We start from the raw sequence: 19,643 nt of genomic DNA, 5'->3' as shown, positions 1-19,643 counted from the left end.
GGGTTCCACCTTACCACACTGGGCAACAGCAGAACCCACAACCCTTTTCACACCTCAGTCCTTGAAGGGATTGGTCGAGGTTTTGAATTCGATGCGCAACGGCGTGCCCACGAGGTCGAACGCTTTGCGAAAACGCCCTTCGAGAAACCGCTTGTAGGACTCGGGCACATGCTCCAGGGAATTGCCATGAATCACGATTACCGGTGGGTTCATGCCGCCTTGGTGCGCGTAGCGCAGCTTGGGCCGGAACATGCCGCCGCGCTGGGGCGCCTGAAACGCCACCGCTTCCAGCAACAGGCGCGTCAACACCGGCGTGGACATTTTGCGCATGGCTGAAGCGTGTGCCAGGCCAATCGACTTCCACACCGGCGCAAGGCCTTGCCGCTTCTGTGCCGAAATCAAGTGCAGCGAGGCAAACTTGAGAAAAGCCAGGCGGGTTTCAATTTGGCGCTCGACTTGTTCGCGCTGGTAAGCGTCCACCGCATCCCATTTGTTGATGGCGATGACCACCGCTCGGCCGCTCTCCAGAATGAAACCGGCGATGTGGGCATCCTGGTCGGTCACACCCTGCGTGGCATCCAGCAACAGCAAAACCACGTGGGCGTTTTCGATCGCCTGGAGCGTTTTGACCACGGAGAACTTTTCGATGGCTTCGAACACCCGGCCCTTGCGGCGGATACCCGCTGTGTCGATCAACTCAAACTTTTGTCCATTGCGCTCAAACGGCACAGAGATGGCGTCTCGTGTCGTGCCCGGCATGTCAAACGCCACCAGCCGCTCTTCCCCAAGCCAGGCATTGATGAGGGTGGACTTGCCCACGTTGGGGCGCCCTGCCACCGCCAGACGGATAACGGTCGGATCGACAGGTTCTTCGTCTTCACCTTCCAGCGAAAACCCCGGGATACTTTCCAGCGCTTTGTCCAGCATGGAACGGATGCCCTGTCCATGCGCGCCCGACACGGGCATGACTTCGCCCAGGCCCAGCTCAAAGAACTCCACGAGCTGCAGGCCCTGGGTCATGCCTTCGGCTTTGTTGGCCACCAGCACCGTGGGCTTGCCGAGGCGACGCAGGTACTGCGCAATCTCGTGGTCCTGAGCGCTGATGCCAGCCCGTGCGTCCACCACAAAAATGACCACATCCGACTCGGCCACAGCCTGCCGGGTCTGCTTGGCCATTTCACGGTAGATGCCCTCGCTCGCGTCGGGCTCAAAGCCACCGGTGTCGATGACGATGTACTCACTCGCGCCCATGCGCCCGTTGCCATAGTGGCGGTCACGGGTCAGGCCGGCAAAGTCGGCCACGATGGCGTCGCGTGAACTCGTCAGGCGGTTAAACAGGGTGGACTTGCCCACATTGGGGCGTCCCACCAGAGCGATGACGGGTTTCACGGAAAAAGCTTTCGTTCAGGACACCATGTGCAACATGCACACGGTCATCAAATCGTTATTGGGGACGCCAGGCGAAGACACCGCCATTGCGCGTCTGCACCACCAAGGCGTCACCCGCGAGCACTGGCGCCACCAAAATGGCGGAGCCATCGGCGGTCATGCGGGTCATTTCGGAACCGTCTTCGCGCGACAGCAAGTGCACCAGACCCAGACTGTCCCCCACTGCCACCACGCGGCCAACCGCCAGCGGTGCGGTGAGGCCACGGTATTTCAGGCGGTCCACTAGCCAGCCGCTCCCGCCGCTGGTGCGCTGCCAGGCTTGCACACGTCCATCGGCCTCGGTGCCGAAGACCAAGCGGTCGTCTCCATGCAAGCCCGTGGTGCCTTGTGCGGGCCGCGCCCAAGCTACGGTGCCACGACCTGCATCAACACAAGCGACCGCGGCCGAATAGGCACGGGCGCAAACACTGTTGCCCACCCGGCTGACAGGGCCAACCACATCGACCAGACGCTCGACCTCGTTGGTACCGCGCGACGTGGCTACCGGGACGTCCCAACGGATCGAACCGTTGAGCGGATTCAATCCGGCCAGGCGGCCGGCCAAACCAGCCACCAAGGTATCACCCACGGCAATCAGGGCTCCGCTCTGGCTCAGCACCAGCGGCTCGGCAGGGCGCGACTGAACCCACAGCCGGGCCCCCGTTTCGCCGTCAAAGGCCCGCACCGTGCGGTCTGCGGTCAACACGAACACGCGCTTACCAGCCACCAGCGGGGCTGTAAACGAGCGTGCAGGCAGGCGCACGCGCCAAACTTCTTTACCGTCGCGGATGGTCACAAGGTCGTTGCCTTGCGTGATCACCGCGGCCAAATCACCGTCTGAACCCACGCCTGCAGCAATCGGCTGGGCCAGATTCAAACGCCATACGTCCTGGCCAGTCGCGGCGTCCAACGCCACCACCGTGCCGGAACCGCCCGCAGCGAACACCCGTCCGGCCACAGCGCTGGGCGCCAGCATGGCGTGCGACGCACCCACCTGGGAAGACCAGGCCAAGGAGGTGCCCATGAGAGCGGCGACTGGCGCAAGCTGGGCAGGCTGGGGTTTCTCTGGGCTGGACGAGCACGCCGTGAGCGCCAACGCGATCACGGCACCGGAAACAACCCATGCCGAACGGCTCAGCCGCCCACGCACCCCAAGCAACGCGCTCACCGTGCCACCTCTGCCGTGTCGGCGAGGCTGGTCACAGGTACGCCCAGCGAGGCCAGTTTGACCTCCACCAGCCGGCGGTATTCCGCACGATCGCTCAGACCGCGCCAAGCCGCTTGGTACTGCGTCTTGGCCTCTTCCGTTTTGCCTTGGGCCATGAACACGTCGCCCCGGCGGTCGGCCACCAACGGCTCAAACGACTTCGGCACCGGTGCTTCCAGGGTCTTCAGGGCCTGATCGAAAGATTTGGCCTCGATGTCCAACCCCACCAGACGCAAGCGGGCCACGGCTTTGTAAGCGTCATCTGGAGCGCTCTCGGCCACCCAGGACAGCGCAGCGCGCGCGCCGTCGGTCTTGCCCGCGTCAAACAGTGTCTTGCCGGCCAGCAACCCGCCCTGTGCTGCGAAGGTGGTTCCGCCGAACTTGTCTTTCATGTCAGACAGCGCGCGTTCCATGCGATCGGCATCGCTGGCCAGTGCCGCGCGCTCTATTTCGTCGTAGAGTGCGGCCGCCTTGGTGGCCTGGCTGCGCTGCCAGTAGTTCCAACCATTCCAGGCTGCCATCGAGCCAAACACGGCGATCAGCACCCAGGTGATGAGGTTGCCGTACTGTGCCCAGAAGTGTTTGATCTGGTCGAGTTGTTCCTGCTCTTCGAGGTCGAGGTGTTTGGCCATGGGTGCTTGTCGGTGAATAACAGGGGATTGTAGGCGGCTGCCAGCAGCAGGTGATTTCGGTCAAGCGCCGCGCAGGCCGTCTGCCCACTGCGCCACGTCGGCCAGTGGCTGCATGGTCTGGGCTGGCAGATCGGTACCGGGCTCACCGGGCCTAGGGCCCCGCAACGGTTTCACGGCCACCATGCCCTGCTGCAATTCGTCCGCACCAAAGATCAAGGCAAAGCGGGCGCCACTGGCGTCGGCCTTCTTGAACTGCGATTTCATGCTCCCCATGCCCTCGGCACCGCCAGCGTGCATCTGCACCGACACACCAGCCTGGCGCAGCGCACGCAGCACCGGCATCACCTGCGGCACGCTGGCGGCATCGGGCACCACAGCGTAGGCATCTGGCGTGGGTTGTGCCGGCAAAAGGCCCTGCTCTTTGAGCAATTCCAGAATGCGCTCCATGCCCAGTGCCCAGCCAACCGCCGGCGCGGCTTTGCCACCAATTTGTTCAAACAGGCCGTCGTAGCGCCCACCCGCGCACACCGTGCCCTGCGAACCGAGCTGGGTGGTCACGAACTCGAACACTGACAGGTTGTAGTAATCCATGCCACGCACCAGGCGAGGATTGATGCAGTAGGCAATGCCGTGAGCATCCAGCAAACCGCGCAGGCGGTTGAAATGATCGAGCGACTCGGCACCCAGGTGGTCCATCAGCCGTGGCGCGGCATTGACCAAGTCTTGCATGGCTGGATTTTTGGTGTCCAGGATGCGCAAGGGGTTGCTGTGCAGACGGCGCTTGGCGTCTTCATCCAACTGGTCGGCATGGCCTTCCAGGTAGGCAATGAGCGCCTGGCGGTGGGCCATGCGCTCAACTGGCTGGCCCAGGCTGTTGATTTCCAGCTCGATGCCGGTCAAGCCCAGCTCGGCCCAAAGGTCGCAGGCCAGCACGATCAGCTCGGCGTCCACATCGGGCCCGGCAAAACCGAGGGCCTCAGCGCCAAACTGGTGAAACTGGCGGTAGCGCCCCCGCTGCGGGCGCTCATGGCGAAACATGGGGCCCATGTAATACAAGCGCTTGCCACCGTCGTACAGCATGGACGCCTCCACCACAGCGCGCACCACGCCGGCGGTGTTTTCAGGCCGCAAGGTGAGTTGTTCGCCGTTCAGACGATCCTCAAAGGAGTACATCTCCTTTTCGACGATATCGGTCACCTCACCCAAGCCGCGAACAAACAGCGCCGTGGGCTCCACGATCGGTGTGCGCAGGTTGCGGTAGCCATAGCGGCGCATCAGCGCGCGCAACGTGTCTTCCAGCCACTCCCAGTGCGCGGACGCCGGGGGTGCAATGTCGTTCATGCCTTTGACGGCGGTCAGTTTTTCTGCCATGGATATTCTTGCGTTTGAGGCACGGCGCCTTGCTGGCGCGGGCCGCTGAGCGGCTTGCTGGACCTTCAAGGTCCGTTCAGTCAGGCTGCGGAGCCGTACCGTTTTTCAATGTAGTTTTCGACAATTTGCTGAAACTCGTGCGCGATGCGGTCACCGCGCAGCGTCAGCGCCTTTTCACCGTCAATATAGACCGGGGCGGCGGGCGCCTCGCCGGTGCCGGGCAGGCTGATGCCAATGTCCGCGTGCTTGCTCTCGCCGGGTCCGTTGACGATGCATCCCATCACCGCGAGCTTGAGATTTTCCACGCCTGGGTAGCGCGCGCGCCAGACCGGCATGGAGCCGCGCAAAAAGTCGTCAATTTGCTTCGCCAACTCCTGAAAGGTGGTGCTGGTGGTGCGACCGCAACCGGGGCACGCCGTCACACTGGGCACAAAGGCACGCATACCGAGCGCCTGCAAAATTTCCAGCGCAATCACCACCTCTTGGGTGCGCGACTCGCCCGGCTGCGGCGTGAGCGACACGCGAATGGTGTCGCCAATGCCCTGCTGCAGCAGCACCGACAAGGCGGCAGCCGACGCCACAGCCCCTTTGGTGCCCATGCCAGCTTCGGTCAGACCGAGGTGCAGCGGATAGTCGCAGCGCTGCGCCAGCTCTTGGTAAACCGCAATCAGGTCTTGCACGCTGCTGACCTTGCATGACAGCGTGATGTTGTTGCCGCTGAGGCCGATGGCTTCGGCCTTTTTCGCTGAATCGAGCGCCGAGGTGATCAAGGCCTCGTACATCACCTGACGGGCATCCCACGGCTGGCTGCGTTTGGCGTTCACGTCCATCAGGCGGGCGAGCAGGTCTTGGTCCAGGCTACCCCAGTTCACCCCAATGCGAATCGCTTTGTCGTACCGTGCGGCAATTTCCACCATCTGGCCAAACTGGCGATCGCCCTTGTCGCCGCGACCGACATTGCCCGGGTTGATGCGGTACTTGGACAGCGCCTCGGCACAAGCCGGGTGATCGCTCAGCAAGCGGTGACCGTTGTAATGGAAGTCGCCGATCAGGGGCACGTCCACACCCATGCGGTCGAGCTGCTCGCGGATATAAGGCACGGCCTTGGCCGCTTCGTCGTTGTTGACCGTGATCCGCACCAGCTCAGAGCCGGCCAGGGCCAGTTCTTTCACCTGGATGGCGGTACCCACCGCATCGGCGGTGTCGGTGTTGGTCATGGACTGCACCCGCACCGGGGCACCACCGCCCACGGTCACGCGCCGGTCGCCCCAGGACACCACACCCGGACGGGTGTTGCGCTGCAGCACACGGCTCAGGGGAATGGGCCGCGCCTCCGCACTTTCAAGCGGGGCTGCGGTAGCCAGACCTAGGCGTTCGACAGGTTCCATGGTCATTTCACCTCAAAGCGGGCCACGCCATTGCGGGAGAAAGACGTGGTGTCAAATGCGCGTCCGCGCACCACCACCTCGGCGTTGTCCACCCGACCAACCACCACCGCGTAAGGCGGCGCTGCGGAAAAATCCACTACGTCGCCCGACTTGAGCATGCGCTGTATCACGACAACGCCGGTGCCGTTTGTCACTTCCACCCAGGAATCCCCGGTGGCGCGAATCATCAGCAATTTGCTGGCGTCGGCCGCTTCAGCTGCGGCAGTTGCAGAAAGGGTGGTCTGTGCCGCCACCGACGGCGTACCCGCGGGCAATCCTGACAACAGCGCAGGGGCCAGGGCAACCCCGGTACCGCCTGCCTCGGCAGGCGCCGCAGGCTGGTCCTGCGAAGCCGTGTCAGGGGTTGCACCCTGTACGGGTTCAGAAAAAACGGGCGCCATCGATGGGCTGGGTGCCGCGTCGCCCAAGGGAGCACTCGCTTCAGGCTCCGAAACCGTGGCCATATCGGGCAAAAATACCAACACGAGCGCGCCGAGCATCAGCGCAATGGCGGCCAGCACCGCGGGGCGCGAAAGCCACCCCACCGGGTTGGCTGGTGCTCCACCAGAAGCCGCCTTAAAAGGCGTGTTGATGGCCATGCCTGAGTCACCCAGCTGGGGAGTCACCCCAGCGGGAATTTGCTCAAGAATGGGCGCTGGGTCCACTTTGAGTTGTCGGCAGGCGCTGGAGGCCAACGCGCGCGCAAAAACCATGTCCGGCAATTCACCGTAGCGCCCTGCTTCCAGCGCTTCCAGTTTCTTGACCGGAACCTTCAAGGCGGCAGCCAGCGCCGCAATGTGCAGCCCTGCGGCCTCCCTGGCCTGGCGCAGCAGCACCGGACGGGGCGCGTCGCTGTTCGCCGTATCAGGTACCGTCGCACCTTGTGCTGACCAATCACTCATCGAACGCCCCACGCTGGTAAAAAGTCCACTCCCGCGACTGCGGGTAGCGGCGGCTCAACTGCTGAGCCAACTGCTGCATGGCTTCGGTGTTGCCGAGCCGGCGCTCCACCTTGATACCCAGCCAAAGCGTTTCGGCATTGGCGAGATCAGAATTGTTCAATCGCCGAATGTAAAACTGGGCCCGAGAGTCGTCACCGCGGCGAAACAACAAGGAAGCCAGGTTGTAACCGGTGATCGGGTTGCCGGCATCCAGCTCGTACGAGCGCGCAAAACTGCCTTCGGCCTCTGGGTATTGCCCCATGCGGGTCTGGCAAATCCCTTTAGCCATGTACGTTTTGGCTTGGCCGGCGTAAACCGGGCTGGCCAGCGCACGCGTGAAAAGCTCAACCGCTTGCGCGTTGCGACCCAACTGACATGAGAACCAGCCGTAGTTGTGCAGGGCATCCGGGTCGCGGGGGTTGATTTGCAGTGCCCGCTGAAAACTCTCTTCGGCCAGGCGGTTGTCATTCAGGCGCATGTACACCAGCCCACGCAATACAAAGGCTGGTCCATAGGTCGGATCGGCGGCCAGCGACTGCTTGATTTCATCCAGGGCCACGGTGGTCTGGCCCTGCTCAAAATAACCCGAGGCCAACTCCAGGCGCAGCCGTGCCCGCTTGCGGGCATCGGGCTCGTCAAAATCGGTGACCGGCTCAGCGGTAGCGGTCGCGGCACCCACGCCACCCGCGCAACCGGTTAGCGACAACTGCACCCATGCCAGTGGTATCAGAAGCAACAGCCAGGTCAGCGCGCGGCGCAAAGCGCCATCCAGCCTGAAGCCGTTCGGCGTCCGTGACCCAGGGCGAATCGCTTGTGTCATGTCTGTCTTTCTCGTGCTGAAGGATGGAACCGAATGGGCTGCTCGGCGGCTGTGCGCCGCTGGGCCAGTCGCTGCGCTGCGTTGGTGCGGTCCAGGACATCACCCGCCAACTGCCCGCAAGCGGCATCAATGTCGTCGCCGCGCGTTTTGCGCACCGTCGTCACCAGACCGCCTTCATTCAGGATCTGCCCAAATCGCAGCACCACGGCACGAGGTGAGCACTTGAGACCGGAATCCGGAAACGGGTTGAAGGGAATCAAGTTGATTTTGCAAGGCACACCGCGTACACCATGGCCTTTGACAAGAGCCAACAGCTGCTGCGCGTGCTCGGGCTGGTCGTTGACGCCATCGAGCATGCAGTATTCGAACGTGATGAAATCGCGCGGTGCGGCCGGCAGGTAGCGCAAACAGGCGTCCAGCAATTCGGCAATGGGGTATTTGCGGTTCAGCGGCACCAGAGAATCGCGCAGTGCATCGTTGGGCGCGTGCAGAGACACAGCCAAAGCCACCGGGCAATCTTTGGCCAGCCGGTCCATCATGGGCACAACGCCCGAGGTGGACACCGTCACGCGCCGGCGCGACAAGCCGTAGCCGTGGTCGTCCAGCATCATGCGCAGAGCGGGCACCAGGGCACTGTAGTTTTGTAAAGGCTCGCCCATACCCATCATCACCACGTTGGTGATGACACGCTCGGTTTTGCCCAGGTGCTTGCGCAAAAAATGCTCAGCGTGCCACAGTTGCGCCACGATCTCACCGGTGGTGAGGTTGCGCGAAAAACCTTGGTGACCCGTGGAACAAAAACGGCATCCCACAGCACAGCCGGCCTGGGATGAAATGCACAGGGTGCCGCGGTCTTCTTCGGGGATAAAGACGGTTTCAACAGCGTTACCGCCGCCCACGTCAAACAGCCACTTGATGGTGCCATCCGCGGAATCCTGCCGTGAGAGCACAGGCAGATCGGTGATGTGGCACACGGAGGGGAGCTTCTCGCGCAGGCTGCGCGCGAGGTCGGTCATCTCGTCGAAACGGGACGCCCCCTTTTGATGAATCCAGCGAAACAGCTGAACGGCACGAAACCGCTTTTCGCCCAGCTGTTCGCAAAAGACGGCCAAGCCTTCCAGATCGAAATCGAGCAGATTGGCCGTCATGTGAGCAACGTGGCGCTCACACGCCCCCTGCTGGCCGACACCCGCTGGGCGGACAGCGACACAACGTGGAGCGTGCTGACCATGTTCAACGCGAGTAAACGTTCATGCCAGCGAAGAAGAACGCGATTTCGGCAGCGGCCGTCTCAGCCGCGTCGGAACCGTGCACGGCGTTGGCATCGATGCTGTCAGCGAAATCAGCGCGGATGGTGCCGGCAGCGGCTTTCTTCGGGTCGGTAGCGCCCATCAGGTCGCGGTTTTTGGCAATGGCGCCTTCGCCTTCGAGGGCCTGGATCATCACGGGACCGGAGATCATGAAGTCCACCAGGTCCTTGAAGAAAGGACGCTCTTTGTGCACGCCGTAGAACGCTTCGGCTTCGCCGCGCGACAGATGGGCCATGCGAGCAGCCACAACCTTCAGGCCAGCAGCTTCGAAGCGGGCGTAGATCTGGCCAATGACGTTTTTGGCAACAGCGTCGGGCTTGATGATGGAGAGGGTGCGTTCGATGGCCATGTTTTTCCTTGAATTGACAAATAAATGAGGGTGTTTTGCGCTAAGTCGCAAAGCCCATGATTCTACATTGCCCACATAAAATTCATGGGGCAAGGGTTGGGCTACGGGCTGCGCAAATCACCGCATACCGTGCCCACCGAGGCCGGGTCAGCGGCTGCCAGAGCGCCCACCACCCGAACCGCCACCGCTACCGCCCCGGCGGCGCCCACCCGCTGGGCGGCTGGACTCTTCCTCGCGCCGGCGCTGCAGCGCGTCCTGACCGATGTAGCCAAAGGACGTTTTCATCGGATCAGGCTGCGATGAGCCGCCGCCTGGCCCCTTGCCGCCTCGGCCCTTGGGTGCGTTGGCGTTGCTGGTGGGCATGGCAAACATGCTGCTGCGCCGCACTGCGGGGGCTTCACCACGGCTGCCCGCCGGGTTGCCGTAGTTGCGGCCACCGGTCTTGGGCGCCTGCTTGCCGCGAGCGGCCGGCTGGCGACCGCCGGGGCGGGCTTGCCGCTCGGCAGCTGCACCCGGGGCGGGCATGCCGGCGGCTTTCGTGAGCCGGTCAATATCTTGCTGGTCCAGCTCCACCCACACACCACGCTTGAGGCCGCGCGGCAGCATCATGGCGCCGTAGCGGATGCGGATGAGGCGGCTGACCGCATGGCCCACCGCCTCAAACATGCGGCGCACCTCACGGTTGCGGCCTTCGCCAATGGTCACGCGGTACCAGCAATTGGCCCCTTCGCCACCACCGTCTTCAATGCTGGCGAACTGGGCCATGCCGTCATCGAGCCGCACGCCATCGAGCAGGCGCTGCTTTTCTTCGTTGGACAAAGCACCCAGCACGCGCACGGCGTATTCGCGCTGCAGACCAAATCGCGGATGCATCAGGCGGTTGGCCAACTCGCCGGAGTCGGTCAACAGCAGCAAGCCTTCGGTGTTCAGGTCCAGCCGGCCCACCGACTGCCACTTGCTCTGGTAGAGCCGCGGCAGGCGGCGAAACACGGATGGGCGGTTTTGTGGGTCGTCATGCGACACCACTTCACCCGCGGGCTTGTGGTAGGCCAGCACGCGCGGCGGCGGCGGCGTCATGCGCACCCGAACCTGCTTGCCATTGACACGGATCACATCGCCCAGCTGGATGCGCTGGCCTACGTGGGCAGGCTCGCCGTTGACCGAAATGCGGCCTTCCAGGATGAGCTGCTCCATTTCAAGACGCGACCCCATACCAGCTTGTGCCAACACCTTGTGCAGCTTGGGCGACTCGGCTTGCGGCGCAAGCACCCGCTTGGTGGGCACGGGTAGATCCAGCTCTTGCTCGGCATCAAACGCACCACTCACGACGTCGTCGAACTGCAGCGCCTCAGGCTGCGCAGAGCGCTGGGGGGTTGCGGGTTTGGAGGCATCCGGTTGCGGAGCGGCAGCGGACGCGCCCACCACAGCCGAAGCCTCGGGCGCGGTATCTGGCGTGGCGTCAGGCGGATTGTTGGAGTTTTGTGCCGGGTTCATGGTGTTCCTGTGTGGAGGGTTCCAACAGCAGTGGGTCGGATACGGGGGCGGAGAAAAGGTTGCCAGGGGCCGCATCAGCAGCGCCTGCATCGGGTGGTGTGGGCGCAGCGGGCCCCACATCAGCCAAGGCATCAACCGGGAGGTCGGCTGCATCGGGCTGAAGGCTGGAGGCAAGCGATTCGAAGTCCAGCCGGTCAAGCGCCGACTCCTGCACTTCGCTGCCGTCCAGGGGCGGCAGTTGGTCGAGGGAAGCCAGGCCCAGATCGTCCAGAAACTGGCGGGTGGTAGCGAACAAGGCGGGGCGACCCACCGTTTCGCGGTGACCGATCACCTCGACCCAGCCCCGGTCTTCCAGCTGCTTGAGGATCAACGAGTTGATGGTCACACCGCGAATGTCTTCCATGTCGCCACGGGTCACCGGCTGACGGTAAGCAATGATGGCCAGCGTTTCCATGGTGGCCCGGGTGTACTTGGGTGGCTTTTCGGGGTGCAACCGGTCAAGGTAGGGGCGCAATTCGGGGCGGCTCTGAAACCGCCAGCCACTGGCCACCTGCACCAGCTCGACACCGCGCCCCGTCCATTCAAGCTGAAGGTCGGCCAACAAGGATTTGAGCGTGTCGGAGGACACTTCCATCTCGAACAGCACGCCCAGTTCCCGCACCGTCAGCGGTTGGGGCGCGCAGATCAATGCGGTCTCTAGGACGCGCTTGGCATCCGCGGTATTCATCGTGTGTATCTGTTTAAAGCCGGCTTGCGGCTGGGGCGGGGTCAAACACCATGCAACAACAACCCATCGTGGCGAGCCCGTCAAGGAGGGGTAGGCCGGGACAGGCATCCGAACATCGGACTGCAGCAAGGATCAGCAGGCTTGTGTCATCCAAAGCGCTGAAAAGCATCAGGAAGCTGGGGAAAGGAGGTGCTGCAGTGTCATGCACCTCACCAAAACCTGCAAACAGGTGTATTTGGTATCAACCCAGCGATGCGAGATTGTACCGGAGGCCACTTTGCTCCAGTGCATCCATGAAATCGGCTGGTGGTGCGGACTGAAAATCAAGCGCTTGCCCGCCTGTGGGATGCTTCAGACGCAAGCGGGTGGCGTGCAGCGCCTGACGGCCCATGCCCCATAAGACCCGGCCGCCATACAGCGTGTCGCCAACCAAGGGGTGCCCCAGCCAAGCCATGTGCACGCGAATCTGGTGGGTGCGGCCGGTGTGCAGCTTGCAGGCCACCAGGCAGACCTGGTCAGAACCCTCCAGCCATGTGAACGTGGTCTGGGCTGGCTTGCCGGAGGTGCCATCCTGCAACACCACGGCCATGCGCAGGCGGTTTCGGATGTCGCGCCCGATGGGCTGATCGACCCCCTGCTCCACCGCCCCGGTCCAACGCCCGTGCCCCATCGCCAGGTATTGCCGGTTGACCTCGCGCGCGGCGATGGCCCGCACCAGCGCTTCAACCGCCTGGCGGCTTTTGCCCACCAGCATCAGGCCCGAGGTGTCTTTGTCCAGCCGGTGGACGATGCCAGCGCGCGGCAAGCTGGCTGCGCCAGCGTGGTGAGCGAGCAAGCCATTGAGCAGTGTGCCGCTCCAGTTGCCTGCGGCGGGGTGCACCACCAGCCCAGCCGGTTTGTTGATCACCAGCAGATCAGCGTCCTCAAACACCACGTCCAGCGCCATGGCCTGCGGGACAAACGCCATTGCCTGCTGCGTGGGACGCAACTCCACCTGCAGCTGGTCACCCGCTGCGATGCGGGCGGCCTGCTTGCGCAGCGCCGCGCCGCGCAGCTGCACGGCGCCGTCGGCCATGAGCTGCTGCAGGTAAGAGCGCGAGAATTCGGGGATCAGGCGGGCCAACGCACGGTCAATGCGCCAGCCGTGCATGTCGGTGGGCACCTCGCACAGGCGAATTTCGGCTTCTGCCAGCCCTTCTTCGGCCGCAGAGGCGCCATCCAGCGCATCATCGGGTGCCTGCGTGGGCGGTAACACCCCCGTCGATATAATTTCAGTGGCCAAAACCTGGTTGTTCCGTTGTAAAGGTATGCGAGTGATGCTTCTGTCCAGATTATCTGCTGTGTCACTGTGTTGGATGGGCGCTGCCCTGGTGCTCGCTGGCTGCGCCGGCGGCAAGACGGTGGACGAAACCGCCGGCTGGAGCCCCAACAAGCTGTACACCGAAGCGCGCGACGAGCGGGATGCCGGCAACTTTGAGAAAGCCATCACGCTGTACGAAAAGCTGGAAGGCCGTGCGGCCGGCACGCCTTTGGCACAGCAAGCACAGCTGGACAAAGCCCACACGCACTACAAAGCGGGCGAGCCCGCACAGGCGCTTGCCGCCATCGACCGCTTCATGCGGCTGCACCCGTCCAGCCCAGCACTTGACTACGCTTTGTACTTGAAGGGGCTGGCCAGCTTCAACGACAACCTGGGTCTGTTTGGATCGCTGTCGCGCCAGGATCTTTCTGAACGCGATCAGAAGGCGGCCAAAGAGTCGTTTGAAGCCTTCCGCGACCTGGTGACACGCTTCCCCGATTCGCGCTACACCCCTGACGCGCGCTCGCGCATGACCTACATCGTCAACTCGCTGGCTCAGTACGAGGTGCATGTGGCCCGTTACTACCACACCCGAGGCGCCCACTTGGCCGCCATTGGCCGCGCCCAGACCGCGCTGGTGGACTACACCGACGCACCGGCGCTTGAAGAGGCCCTGTACATCTTGGTCCAGTCTTACGACGCCCTTGGCATGACACAACTGCGAGACGACGCCCGGCGGGTCATGCTGGCCAGCTACCCCAACAGCGAATACCTGAGCAAGGGTTTCAAGGGCTCGAACGATCCCTGGTGGAAGCTCTGGTAAGCACGGCCCAACGGGCAATCAGCCCTGTGACGGCACACCTTGCACCTTCAGCGCCAGCGTGTTCAATGCCGACACCATGTCGGCCTCGTCCACCAGCCGCAGCATGGGCGGCAAGGCGGCCAACAGCGCGCTTCCGTAAGACCGCGTGACCAGGCGACGGTCTGCAATGACCAGCACGCCCCGGTCGGTCTCTGAACGAATCAACCGGCCAGCGCCCTGCTTGAGCGCCATGGCGGCTTCAGGCAAGTAGCAGCCAGCAAACGCACGCTGCCCCACCGCTTCCAGCTGGCGCGCGCGGGCTTCGATCAAGGGATCGTCGGGCGGCGGAAACGGCAGCTTGTCGATCACCAGCAACTGCAACACATCGCCGGCCAGGTCCACGCCCTCCCAGAACGAGGCCGAGGCCACCAAGATCGAACCGGGGGCCCCGGTCTGGATGTTTCCGGCGGCGCGAAAGCGGGCCAGCAGCGTCCGTTTGGACATGTGCCCCTGACCCAACACCGACATCGGCGCACACCGCCCCTCGGCCACCAGCATTTGGAGATGCTCGGTCATGCGGTGGGCCGCTCTCAGGGTGGTGGTCAGCACCAGCGTGCGCCCACCCAATACCGAAGCCCAGCGCGCCACCGCCTGAGCCAGCACCGGCGTGTGGGCGGCGTCGGCTGGCTCGGGCAACCCATGGGGTATGTACAGCGCAGCCTGGGCTGAGTGGTCAAAGGGACTGGGAACGCGCAGGGTGCGCACACGGGGGAGTGCGTCCAGGCCGAGGCGTTGGGTGAACCAGCTCAGGGCGTCGTCGTGCCCCAGCGTGGCTGAGGTGAACACCCAGCTGCGCCCCTCGGCCGCATCGCCGAGCAACTCACCAAAAAACCCGGCGCTGTCCACCGGCGCCGCCACCAAGCGCCAAGCCACGGCAGGAGCCTGCCCGCCACCCCACTCCAGCCAGCGAACCAGCCCGTCTTGCGGCGCATCAGCGGCTGGGGACTGCGTGAGCCGGGCCCACATGGCCTGTGTTCGCAACACCCGCTGGTGCAGGTGGACCAACTCGGCCGCGGCGTCACAGGTTTGCGCCAGCGCGTGTTGCACAGCGGACAGGGAGCCGGCAACGCCAGCCACCGCCAGGCGCCAGCCGCTCGCGTCCAGCCCCTCGGGCACTTGTTGCTGCCACCGGCTGCGCCGCCCACCGCCCGGCGCAGCGTGCAGCAACGGGGACACCTGCCGGGCTGCGTGCTCCAGCTCAAACGCCAGGTGGCTCCAGGGACGCATGCCGCGCGCCCATTGCTGCCCCAGGCTCGACACTTCGCGGGCGAGGTCGCGCAGCAGGCTGGAGCCCACAGACTGACCCAAAAACTGAACGCCGGCATCGTTCAACTGGTGCGCCTCGTCAAAAACCACCACCTCGGCGCGGGGCAACAAGCTGTCCCGCCCCGCCTCTTGCACCTCCTGATCGGCAAAAAACAGGGGGTGGTTGATCACCACCCAGTCGGCTTGCAGCGCTTCGTGGCGTGCCCGGTTCACATGGCATTGCGCCAGCCGGGGGCACGCGCCGCCCAGACAGTTGTCGCGGGTGGAACTGATCAGCCCGCGTAGGGGCGAGGCCTCGTCCAGGCCGGGAAGCTCGGCCAGATCACCACTGACCGATGCCATGGCCCAACGCTGCACCTGCTCCAGGCCCGCGGTCAGCGCCGGGTCTCGCAAGCCCACGCGCGCACCGCTTCTCGCCTGCTCCAGGCGCTGCACACACACATAGCTGGAGCGGCCCTTGAGCAAGGCCGCCCGCACCGGCACGCCCAGCGCCCGACTCACGGCGGGTATGTCGCGTGAAAAAAGTTGGTCTTGCAGCGCCTGGGTGGCGGTGGACAACAGCGCCCGCCGGCCACTCAGCAACACCGGCACCAGATAGGCAAACGTTTTGCCCACCCCTGTGCCCGCTTCCACCACCAGGCAGTCCCTGGCATCCACCGTGCGGGCCACGGCAGAGGCCATGTCCAGCTGGGCCGGGCGCGGGCGCAGGCCATCCGTGCTGCGCGCGAGCGGCCCACCCTCGGCAAATGCGGCCACCACGTCCAATTCCAGAGCCGTCAAACAACCTCCGCAGCGCTTGCCACACCACCCTTCAGCGGGCCATATGACACACCCAACCAAGGAACGAGCCGCGGTGGGGCGTTCATGAAAGTTTTGATCATAGATGGCGGGGCCTGTAGGCTTTAGTGGTTACCATCAGATTCATTGTTTGCACGCTGCTCAAGTCGCTCGGCGGAACTCCCCCAGAACGACGGCACACCTTGCCTCCGGCAGGGTTGGGGCGCTCACCTCACTACTGCAAAACCCTGCTATGTCAAAAGGCTACCGCATCCAGGCATCGACCGGCATTCACCGCGGCGATCGCGACTACCAGCAAGACCAGGTCTGCTTGCTTCACCACCCGCGCCACACAGGCTGCCTGCTCGCGGTGGTGGCCGATGGCATGGGCGGGCGCAGCGGGGGGCGCAAAGCGTCAGACCAGGTGATGCTCACGGCCCGCCAGTTGTTTGAACGGTACGACCCTGACACCGACGATGCCTCGGCGCTGTTGCGTCAAATCGTTGAAGAGTCGCACCTGGTGATCAAGCTCACGGCGGTTTCAGCCGAACAAGAGCCACACAGCACCATCGCGGCCTTTCTCATCAACCCAGGCGGTGACAGCCACTGGGTGCACGCAGGCGACTCCCGCATCTACCACTTCCGCAACGGGAAAATGGTGTTCCGCACCATGGACCATTCGTACGTTCAAACCCTGGTCAACCAAGGTGAGATCAGCGAAGAGGACGCCTTGGACCACCCCCATTCAAACATTCTGATGGGCTGCCTGGGCACCGACAACGACCCGCCCGTGGACATCCATGTGGTGCCCCAACTGATCCCGGGCGACGCGATCATGTCGTGCAGCGACGGCGTGTGGCACTACTTCACACCCGAAGAACTCGCCAGCACCATTGCCATGTTGTCGCCCCGAGAGGCCTGCGAGTTCCTGATTCAAAAGGCGCGCTCACGCTCCAAGGGCATGGGCGACAACCTGTCGCTCACCATCGTCAAAGTCGATCCCCTGACTTGACCTGACCCACCCTGGAAGCTGTCGTGGCCGAGCAGCCTCGCGCGGCTCAGGTCAGCCCGGTATCGACCGTGCGGTGTTCCAAGGCCAGAAATTCGGCAGACTGCATCTCACCCAATCGGGATACCGTGCGTGGGAACTCATGGGACATGGGACCCTCGACGTAAAGCAACTCTGGCGCCACAGCAGCCGACATCACCAGCTTCACACGGCGGTCGTACAGCACGTCAATGAGCCAGGTGAAACGCCGCGCTTCGGACGCCTGGCGCACCTGCATTTGCGGCACATTCGACAGCAACACCGTGTGAAACTGGGTGGCGATTTCGAGGTAATCGTTTTGCGATCGTGGCCCACCGCACAGCGTGCGAAAGTCAAACCAGATCACGCCACCCGCGCGGCGCACAGCACGGATCTGCCGCGACTCGATGTGCATCACCGGGTCCTGGTCACCCATTTCCGCCAGCTGCACAAAGCTCTTTTCCATGGCCGCATCGGCCTGCGGACCGAGCGGGGTGTGATAGAGGTCGATGAGGGCCAGCGTTTGCTGGCGGTAGTCGGTGCCGTTGTCGACATTGATCACCTCCAGCTTCTGCTTGAGCAGTTCAATGGCAGGCAAGATCCGGTCGCGGTGCAGGCCGTTGGGGTAGAGCCCATCGGGATGAAAGTTGGAGGTGGTCACAAAACCCACTCCCGCCTTGAACAGCGCGTCCAACAAGCGGTGCAAGATCATGGCGTCGGTCACGTCCGCCACGTGAAATTCGTCAAAGCAGATCAGCTTGTAGCGCTTGGCCATGCGCAGGCCCAGCTCGTCCAGCGGGTTCACCGTGCCCTGCAGCTCGCGCAGTTCGCGGTGCACTTCGCGCATGAACTCGTGAAAGTGCAGCCGGGTTTTGCGCTTGATGGGCACCGCATTGAAAAAGCAATCCATCAAAAAGCTTTTGCCCCGCCCCACCCCACCAAACATGTAGACCCCACGCGGGATCTCAGGCTTGACGAACATTTTTTTCAGCGCATTCGAACGCTTTTGCTTGTAGTTCGTCCATTCGGTGGCGCACCGCTCCAGCGCATCAATGGCGCGCTGCTGGGCCGGATCGGTGGCGTATCCGCGCTCCTTGAGCGCGGCCTCATAAGTGGCCTTGACGGACATATCAACCTGTTCACATGGTGTTTCGGGGAAGCATGCCACACAAGCAAAAACCCCGCGGTACCGGTTTCACCGGGCCGCAGGGTTTGCCGCCAAGCAGGCGGTGGCCGCTGGCCGCGCCGAAGCGCGGCACGGATCAGAAATTCAGCGTGCGCTTGTCCACCGCCAGCGCAGCTTCCTTGGTCGCTTCCGACAGCGAGGGGTGTGCGTGGCAGATACGGGCGATGTCTTCGGCGCTGGCTTTGAACTCCATCGCCACCACAGCCTCGGCAATCAGCTCAGAAGCCATGGGACCGACGATGTGCACACCCAGAATTTCGTCCGTGGTCGCATCGGCCAGGAACTTGACCATGCCAGTCGTGTCGCCCAGCGCGCGCGCCCGGCCGTTGGCGAGGAACGGGAAGGTGCCCGCCTTGTAGGCCACGCCATCGGCTTTGAGTTGCTGCTCGGTACGGCCCACCCACGCAATTTCGGGGCTGGTGTAAATGACCCAGGGAATGGTGTTGAAGTTGACGTGCCCGTGCTGGCCGGCGATGCGCTCAGCCACCGCCACGCCCTCTTCTTCTGCCTTGTGCGCCAACATGGGGCCACGCACCACGTCGCCCACCGCCCACACGCCGGGCAAGCTGGTTTTGCAGTCGGCATCGACCATGATCGCGCCGCGCTCGTCCAGTTGCAGGCCCACGCCCTCAGCGTTCAAACCGATGGTGTTGGGCACCCGGCCAATGGACACGATCAGCTTGTCGGCATCCAGCGACAGGGCTTCGCCCTTGGCGTTGGTATAGGCCACGCTCACGCCCTTCTTGGTGGTCTTGATGTCGCCCACTTTCGCGCCGAGTTCGATCTTCAGGCCCTGCTTGTCAAACGCCTTCTTGGCCTCCTTGGCAATCTGCTCGTCCACCGCGCCCAGGAACGTGGGCAGGCCTTCAAGAATGGTGACGTCCGAACCCAGACGGCGCCAGACCGAACCCATTTCAAGGCCGATGACGCCGGAGCCAATGAGCACCAGCTTTTTGGGCACCGCGCCAAGGCGCAGAGCGCCGTCGTTGGACAGCACGGTTTCCTCGTCAAACGGCACGCCAGCCAGCGCACGCGCGTTGGAGCCTGTGGCCACAACGATCTGCTTGCCGGTCAGCAACTCTTCTTTGGCGCCCGTCACCTGAATCTCGTAGCCACCTTCGACCGCCTTCACGAACGAGCCGCGGCCGTGGAAAAACGTCACTTTGTTCTTCTTCAACAGGTACTGGATGCCGTCGTTGTTCTGTTTCACCACCGCGTCTTTGCGGCCGACCATTTTGGACACATCCATCTTCACCGTACCGGTGCTGATGCCGTGTTCGGCAAAGTGGTGGTTGGCGTGGTCAAAGTGTTCGCTGGACTGCAGCAGCGCCTTGGAAGGAATGCAACCCACGTTGGTGCAGGTGCCACCCAGTGCGGGGCCGCCAGCGGCATTCTTCCACTCGTCGATACAGGCGACCTTGAAGCCCAGCTGGGCTGCGCGGATGGCGGCGATATAGCCGCCAGGACCGCCACCGATGACGATCACATCAAAAGATTGAGACATGTTGAAACTCTCGGG

The 19,643-nt window shown here is 63.5% G+C and carries 17 protein-coding genes; 2 read left to right on the top strand and 15 right to left on the bottom strand.

The features are described 5' to 3' along the window. Window positions 1-54: 54 nt before the first annotated feature. From der to AC4QBL_RS05860, 12 genes are all read right to left on the bottom strand, one after another. Window positions 55-1,389: a ribosome biogenesis GTPase Der gene (gene der / locus AC4QBL_RS05915; RefSeq protein ID WP_472899122.1), complete on the bottom strand. Its 1,335-nt coding sequence runs from the start codon at window positions 1,387-1,389 to the stop codon at window positions 55-57. Between the two features lie 55 nt (window positions 1,390-1,444). Next, window positions 1,445-2,533 (bottom strand): outer membrane protein assembly factor BamB, encoded by a 1,089-nt coding sequence (bamB, locus tag AC4QBL_RS05910; protein WP_492131654.1) that lies wholly within the window; start codon window positions 2,531-2,533, stop codon window positions 1,445-1,447. A 59-nt stretch (window positions 2,534-2,592) separates the two neighbouring features. Further along, a complete protein-coding gene (locus tag AC4QBL_RS05905) occupies window positions 2,593-3,267 on the bottom strand; it encodes a YfgM family protein (protein ID WP_472906405.1) in 675 nt (224 codons plus the stop codon). A 60-nt stretch (window positions 3,268-3,327) separates the two neighbouring features. Next, entirely contained in the window at window positions 3,328-4,638 is a 1,311-nt protein-coding gene (gene hisS, locus AC4QBL_RS05900; RefSeq protein ID WP_472906406.1) for a histidine--tRNA ligase, read from the bottom strand. Window positions 4,639-4,718: 80 nt separating this feature from the next. Beyond that, the gene (ispG, locus tag AC4QBL_RS05895) at window positions 4,719-6,026 is read right to left on the bottom strand and encodes a flavodoxin-dependent (E)-4-hydroxy-3-methylbut-2-enyl-diphosphate synthase (RefSeq protein ID WP_472899118.1); all 1,308 of its coding nucleotides are present in this window, start codon (window positions 6,024-6,026) and stop codon (window positions 4,719-4,721) included. Between the two features lie 2 nt (window positions 6,027-6,028). Continuing rightward, window positions 6,029-6,967 carry a RodZ domain-containing protein gene (locus AC4QBL_RS05890; protein ID WP_472906407.1) on the bottom strand — a complete coding sequence of 313 codons (939 nt, stop codon included), beginning with the start codon at window positions 6,965-6,967 and terminating at the stop codon, window positions 6,029-6,031. Then, window positions 6,960-7,826, bottom strand: coding sequence for a type IV pilus biogenesis/stability protein PilW (pilW, locus tag AC4QBL_RS05885; RefSeq protein WP_472906408.1), 867 nt, complete (start codon window positions 7,824-7,826; stop codon window positions 6,960-6,962). The genes AC4QBL_RS05890 and pilW overlap by 8 nt, the downstream gene beginning before the upstream one ends. Further along, window positions 7,823-8,974 (bottom strand): dual-specificity RNA methyltransferase RlmN, encoded by a 1,152-nt coding sequence (rlmN, locus tag AC4QBL_RS05880; RefSeq protein WP_472906409.1) that lies wholly within the window; start codon window positions 8,972-8,974, stop codon window positions 7,823-7,825. Before rlmN ends, pilW begins: the two co-directional genes overlap by 4 nt. Before the next feature lie 85 nt (window positions 8,975-9,059). Continuing rightward, complete coding sequence (ndk, locus tag AC4QBL_RS05875) at window positions 9,060-9,485, bottom strand: nucleoside-diphosphate kinase (RefSeq protein WP_472899114.1); 426 nt, start codon at window positions 9,483-9,485, stop codon at window positions 9,060-9,062. A gap of 147 nt (window positions 9,486-9,632) precedes the next feature. Beyond that, complete coding sequence (locus AC4QBL_RS05870; RefSeq protein WP_472906410.1) at window positions 9,633-10,979, bottom strand: pseudouridine synthase; 1,347 nt, start codon at window positions 10,977-10,979, stop codon at window positions 9,633-9,635. Further along, window positions 10,945-11,706, bottom strand: a complete 762-nt coding sequence (gene scpB, locus AC4QBL_RS05865) for an SMC-Scp complex subunit ScpB (RefSeq protein WP_472906411.1) — start codon at window positions 11,704-11,706, stop codon at window positions 10,945-10,947. Before scpB ends, AC4QBL_RS05870 begins: the two co-directional genes overlap by 35 nt. A 241-nt stretch (window positions 11,707-11,947) precedes the next feature. Beyond that, window positions 11,948-12,961: an RluA family pseudouridine synthase gene (locus tag AC4QBL_RS05860; RefSeq protein ID WP_492131638.1), complete on the bottom strand. Its 1,014-nt coding sequence runs from the start codon at window positions 12,959-12,961 to the stop codon at window positions 11,948-11,950. A 61-nt stretch (window positions 12,962-13,022) separates the two neighbouring features. On the opposite strand from AC4QBL_RS05860, the gene AC4QBL_RS05855 reads away from it, so the two are divergent. After that, window positions 13,023-13,829 carry an outer membrane protein assembly factor BamD gene (locus AC4QBL_RS05855; protein WP_472906413.1) on the top strand — a complete coding sequence of 269 codons (807 nt, stop codon included), beginning with the start codon at window positions 13,023-13,025 and terminating at the stop codon, window positions 13,827-13,829. Between the two features lie 18 nt (window positions 13,830-13,847). Here AC4QBL_RS05855 and AC4QBL_RS05850 read toward each other — a convergent pair whose 3' ends face one another. Then, window positions 13,848-15,914 (bottom strand): ATP-dependent DNA helicase, encoded by a 2,067-nt coding sequence (locus tag AC4QBL_RS05850; protein WP_472906414.1) that lies wholly within the window; start codon window positions 15,912-15,914, stop codon window positions 13,848-13,850. Window positions 15,915-16,164: 250 nt separating this feature from the next. Between AC4QBL_RS05850 and AC4QBL_RS05845 the strand changes: the two genes are divergently transcribed. Then, window positions 16,165-16,923: a PP2C family protein-serine/threonine phosphatase gene (locus AC4QBL_RS05845; RefSeq protein WP_472899108.1), complete on the top strand. Its 759-nt coding sequence runs from the start codon at window positions 16,165-16,167 to the stop codon at window positions 16,921-16,923. Window positions 16,924-16,969: 46 nt separating this feature from the next. Here the strand turns inward: AC4QBL_RS05845 and zapE are convergent, their stop codons facing one another. Both zapE and lpdA read right to left on the bottom strand, forming a co-directional pair. Next, complete coding sequence (gene zapE / locus AC4QBL_RS05840; RefSeq protein ID WP_472899107.1) at window positions 16,970-18,067, bottom strand: cell division protein ZapE; 1,098 nt, start codon at window positions 18,065-18,067, stop codon at window positions 16,970-16,972. 133 nt (window positions 18,068-18,200) lie between these two features. Continuing rightward, entirely contained in the window at window positions 18,201-19,628 is a 1,428-nt protein-coding gene (gene lpdA, locus AC4QBL_RS05835; protein WP_472906415.1) for a dihydrolipoyl dehydrogenase, read from the bottom strand. Between the last annotated feature and the right edge of the window lie 15 nt (window positions 19,629-19,643).

The organism is Hydrogenophaga sp. L99 (genome assembly GCF_058731905.1).
Note: the sequence above shows the minus strand (reverse complement) of the source record. Positions and strands in the feature narration are given on the sequence as shown.

Coding starts and splice junctions, on each gene's coding strand:
- AC4QBL_RS05905 (WP_472906405.1), bottom strand. CDS start 3,267: ATGGCCAAACACCTCGACCTCGAAGAGCAGGAACAACTCGACCAGATC.
- hisS (WP_472906406.1), bottom strand. CDS start 4,638: ATGGCAGAAAAACTGACCGCCGTCAAAGGCATGAACGACATTGCACCC.
- ispG (WP_472899118.1), bottom strand. CDS start 6,026: ATGGAACCTGTCGAACGCCTAGGTCTGGCTACCGCAGCCCCGCTTGAA.
- AC4QBL_RS05890 (WP_472906407.1), bottom strand. CDS start 6,967: ATGAGTGATTGGTCAGCACAAGGTGCGACGGTACCTGATACGGCGAAC.
- pilW (WP_472906408.1), bottom strand. CDS start 7,826: ATGACACAAGCGATTCGCCCTGGGTCACGGACGCCGAACGGCTTCAGG.
- rlmN (WP_472906409.1), bottom strand. CDS start 8,974: ATGACGGCCAATCTGCTCGATTTCGATCTGGAAGGCTTGGCCGTCTTT.
- ndk (WP_472899114.1), bottom strand. CDS start 9,485: ATGGCCATCGAACGCACCCTCTCCATCATCAAGCCCGACGCTGTTGCC.
- AC4QBL_RS05870 (WP_472906410.1), bottom strand. CDS start 10,979: ATGAACCCGGCACAAAACTCCAACAATCCGCCTGACGCCACGCCAGAT.
- scpB (WP_472906411.1), bottom strand. CDS start 11,706: ATGAATACCGCGGATGCCAAGCGCGTCCTAGAGACCGCATTGATCTGC.
- AC4QBL_RS05855 (WP_472906413.1), top strand. CDS start 13,023: ATGCTTCTGTCCAGATTATCTGCTGTGTCACTGTGTTGGATGGGCGCT.
- AC4QBL_RS05845 (WP_472899108.1), top strand. CDS start 16,165: ATGTCAAAAGGCTACCGCATCCAGGCATCGACCGGCATTCACCGCGGC.
- zapE (WP_472899107.1), bottom strand. CDS start 18,067: ATGTCCGTCAAGGCCACTTATGAGGCCGCGCTCAAGGAGCGCGGATAC.
- lpdA (WP_472906415.1), bottom strand. CDS start 19,628: ATGTCTCAATCTTTTGATGTGATCGTCATCGGTGGCGGTCCTGGCGGC.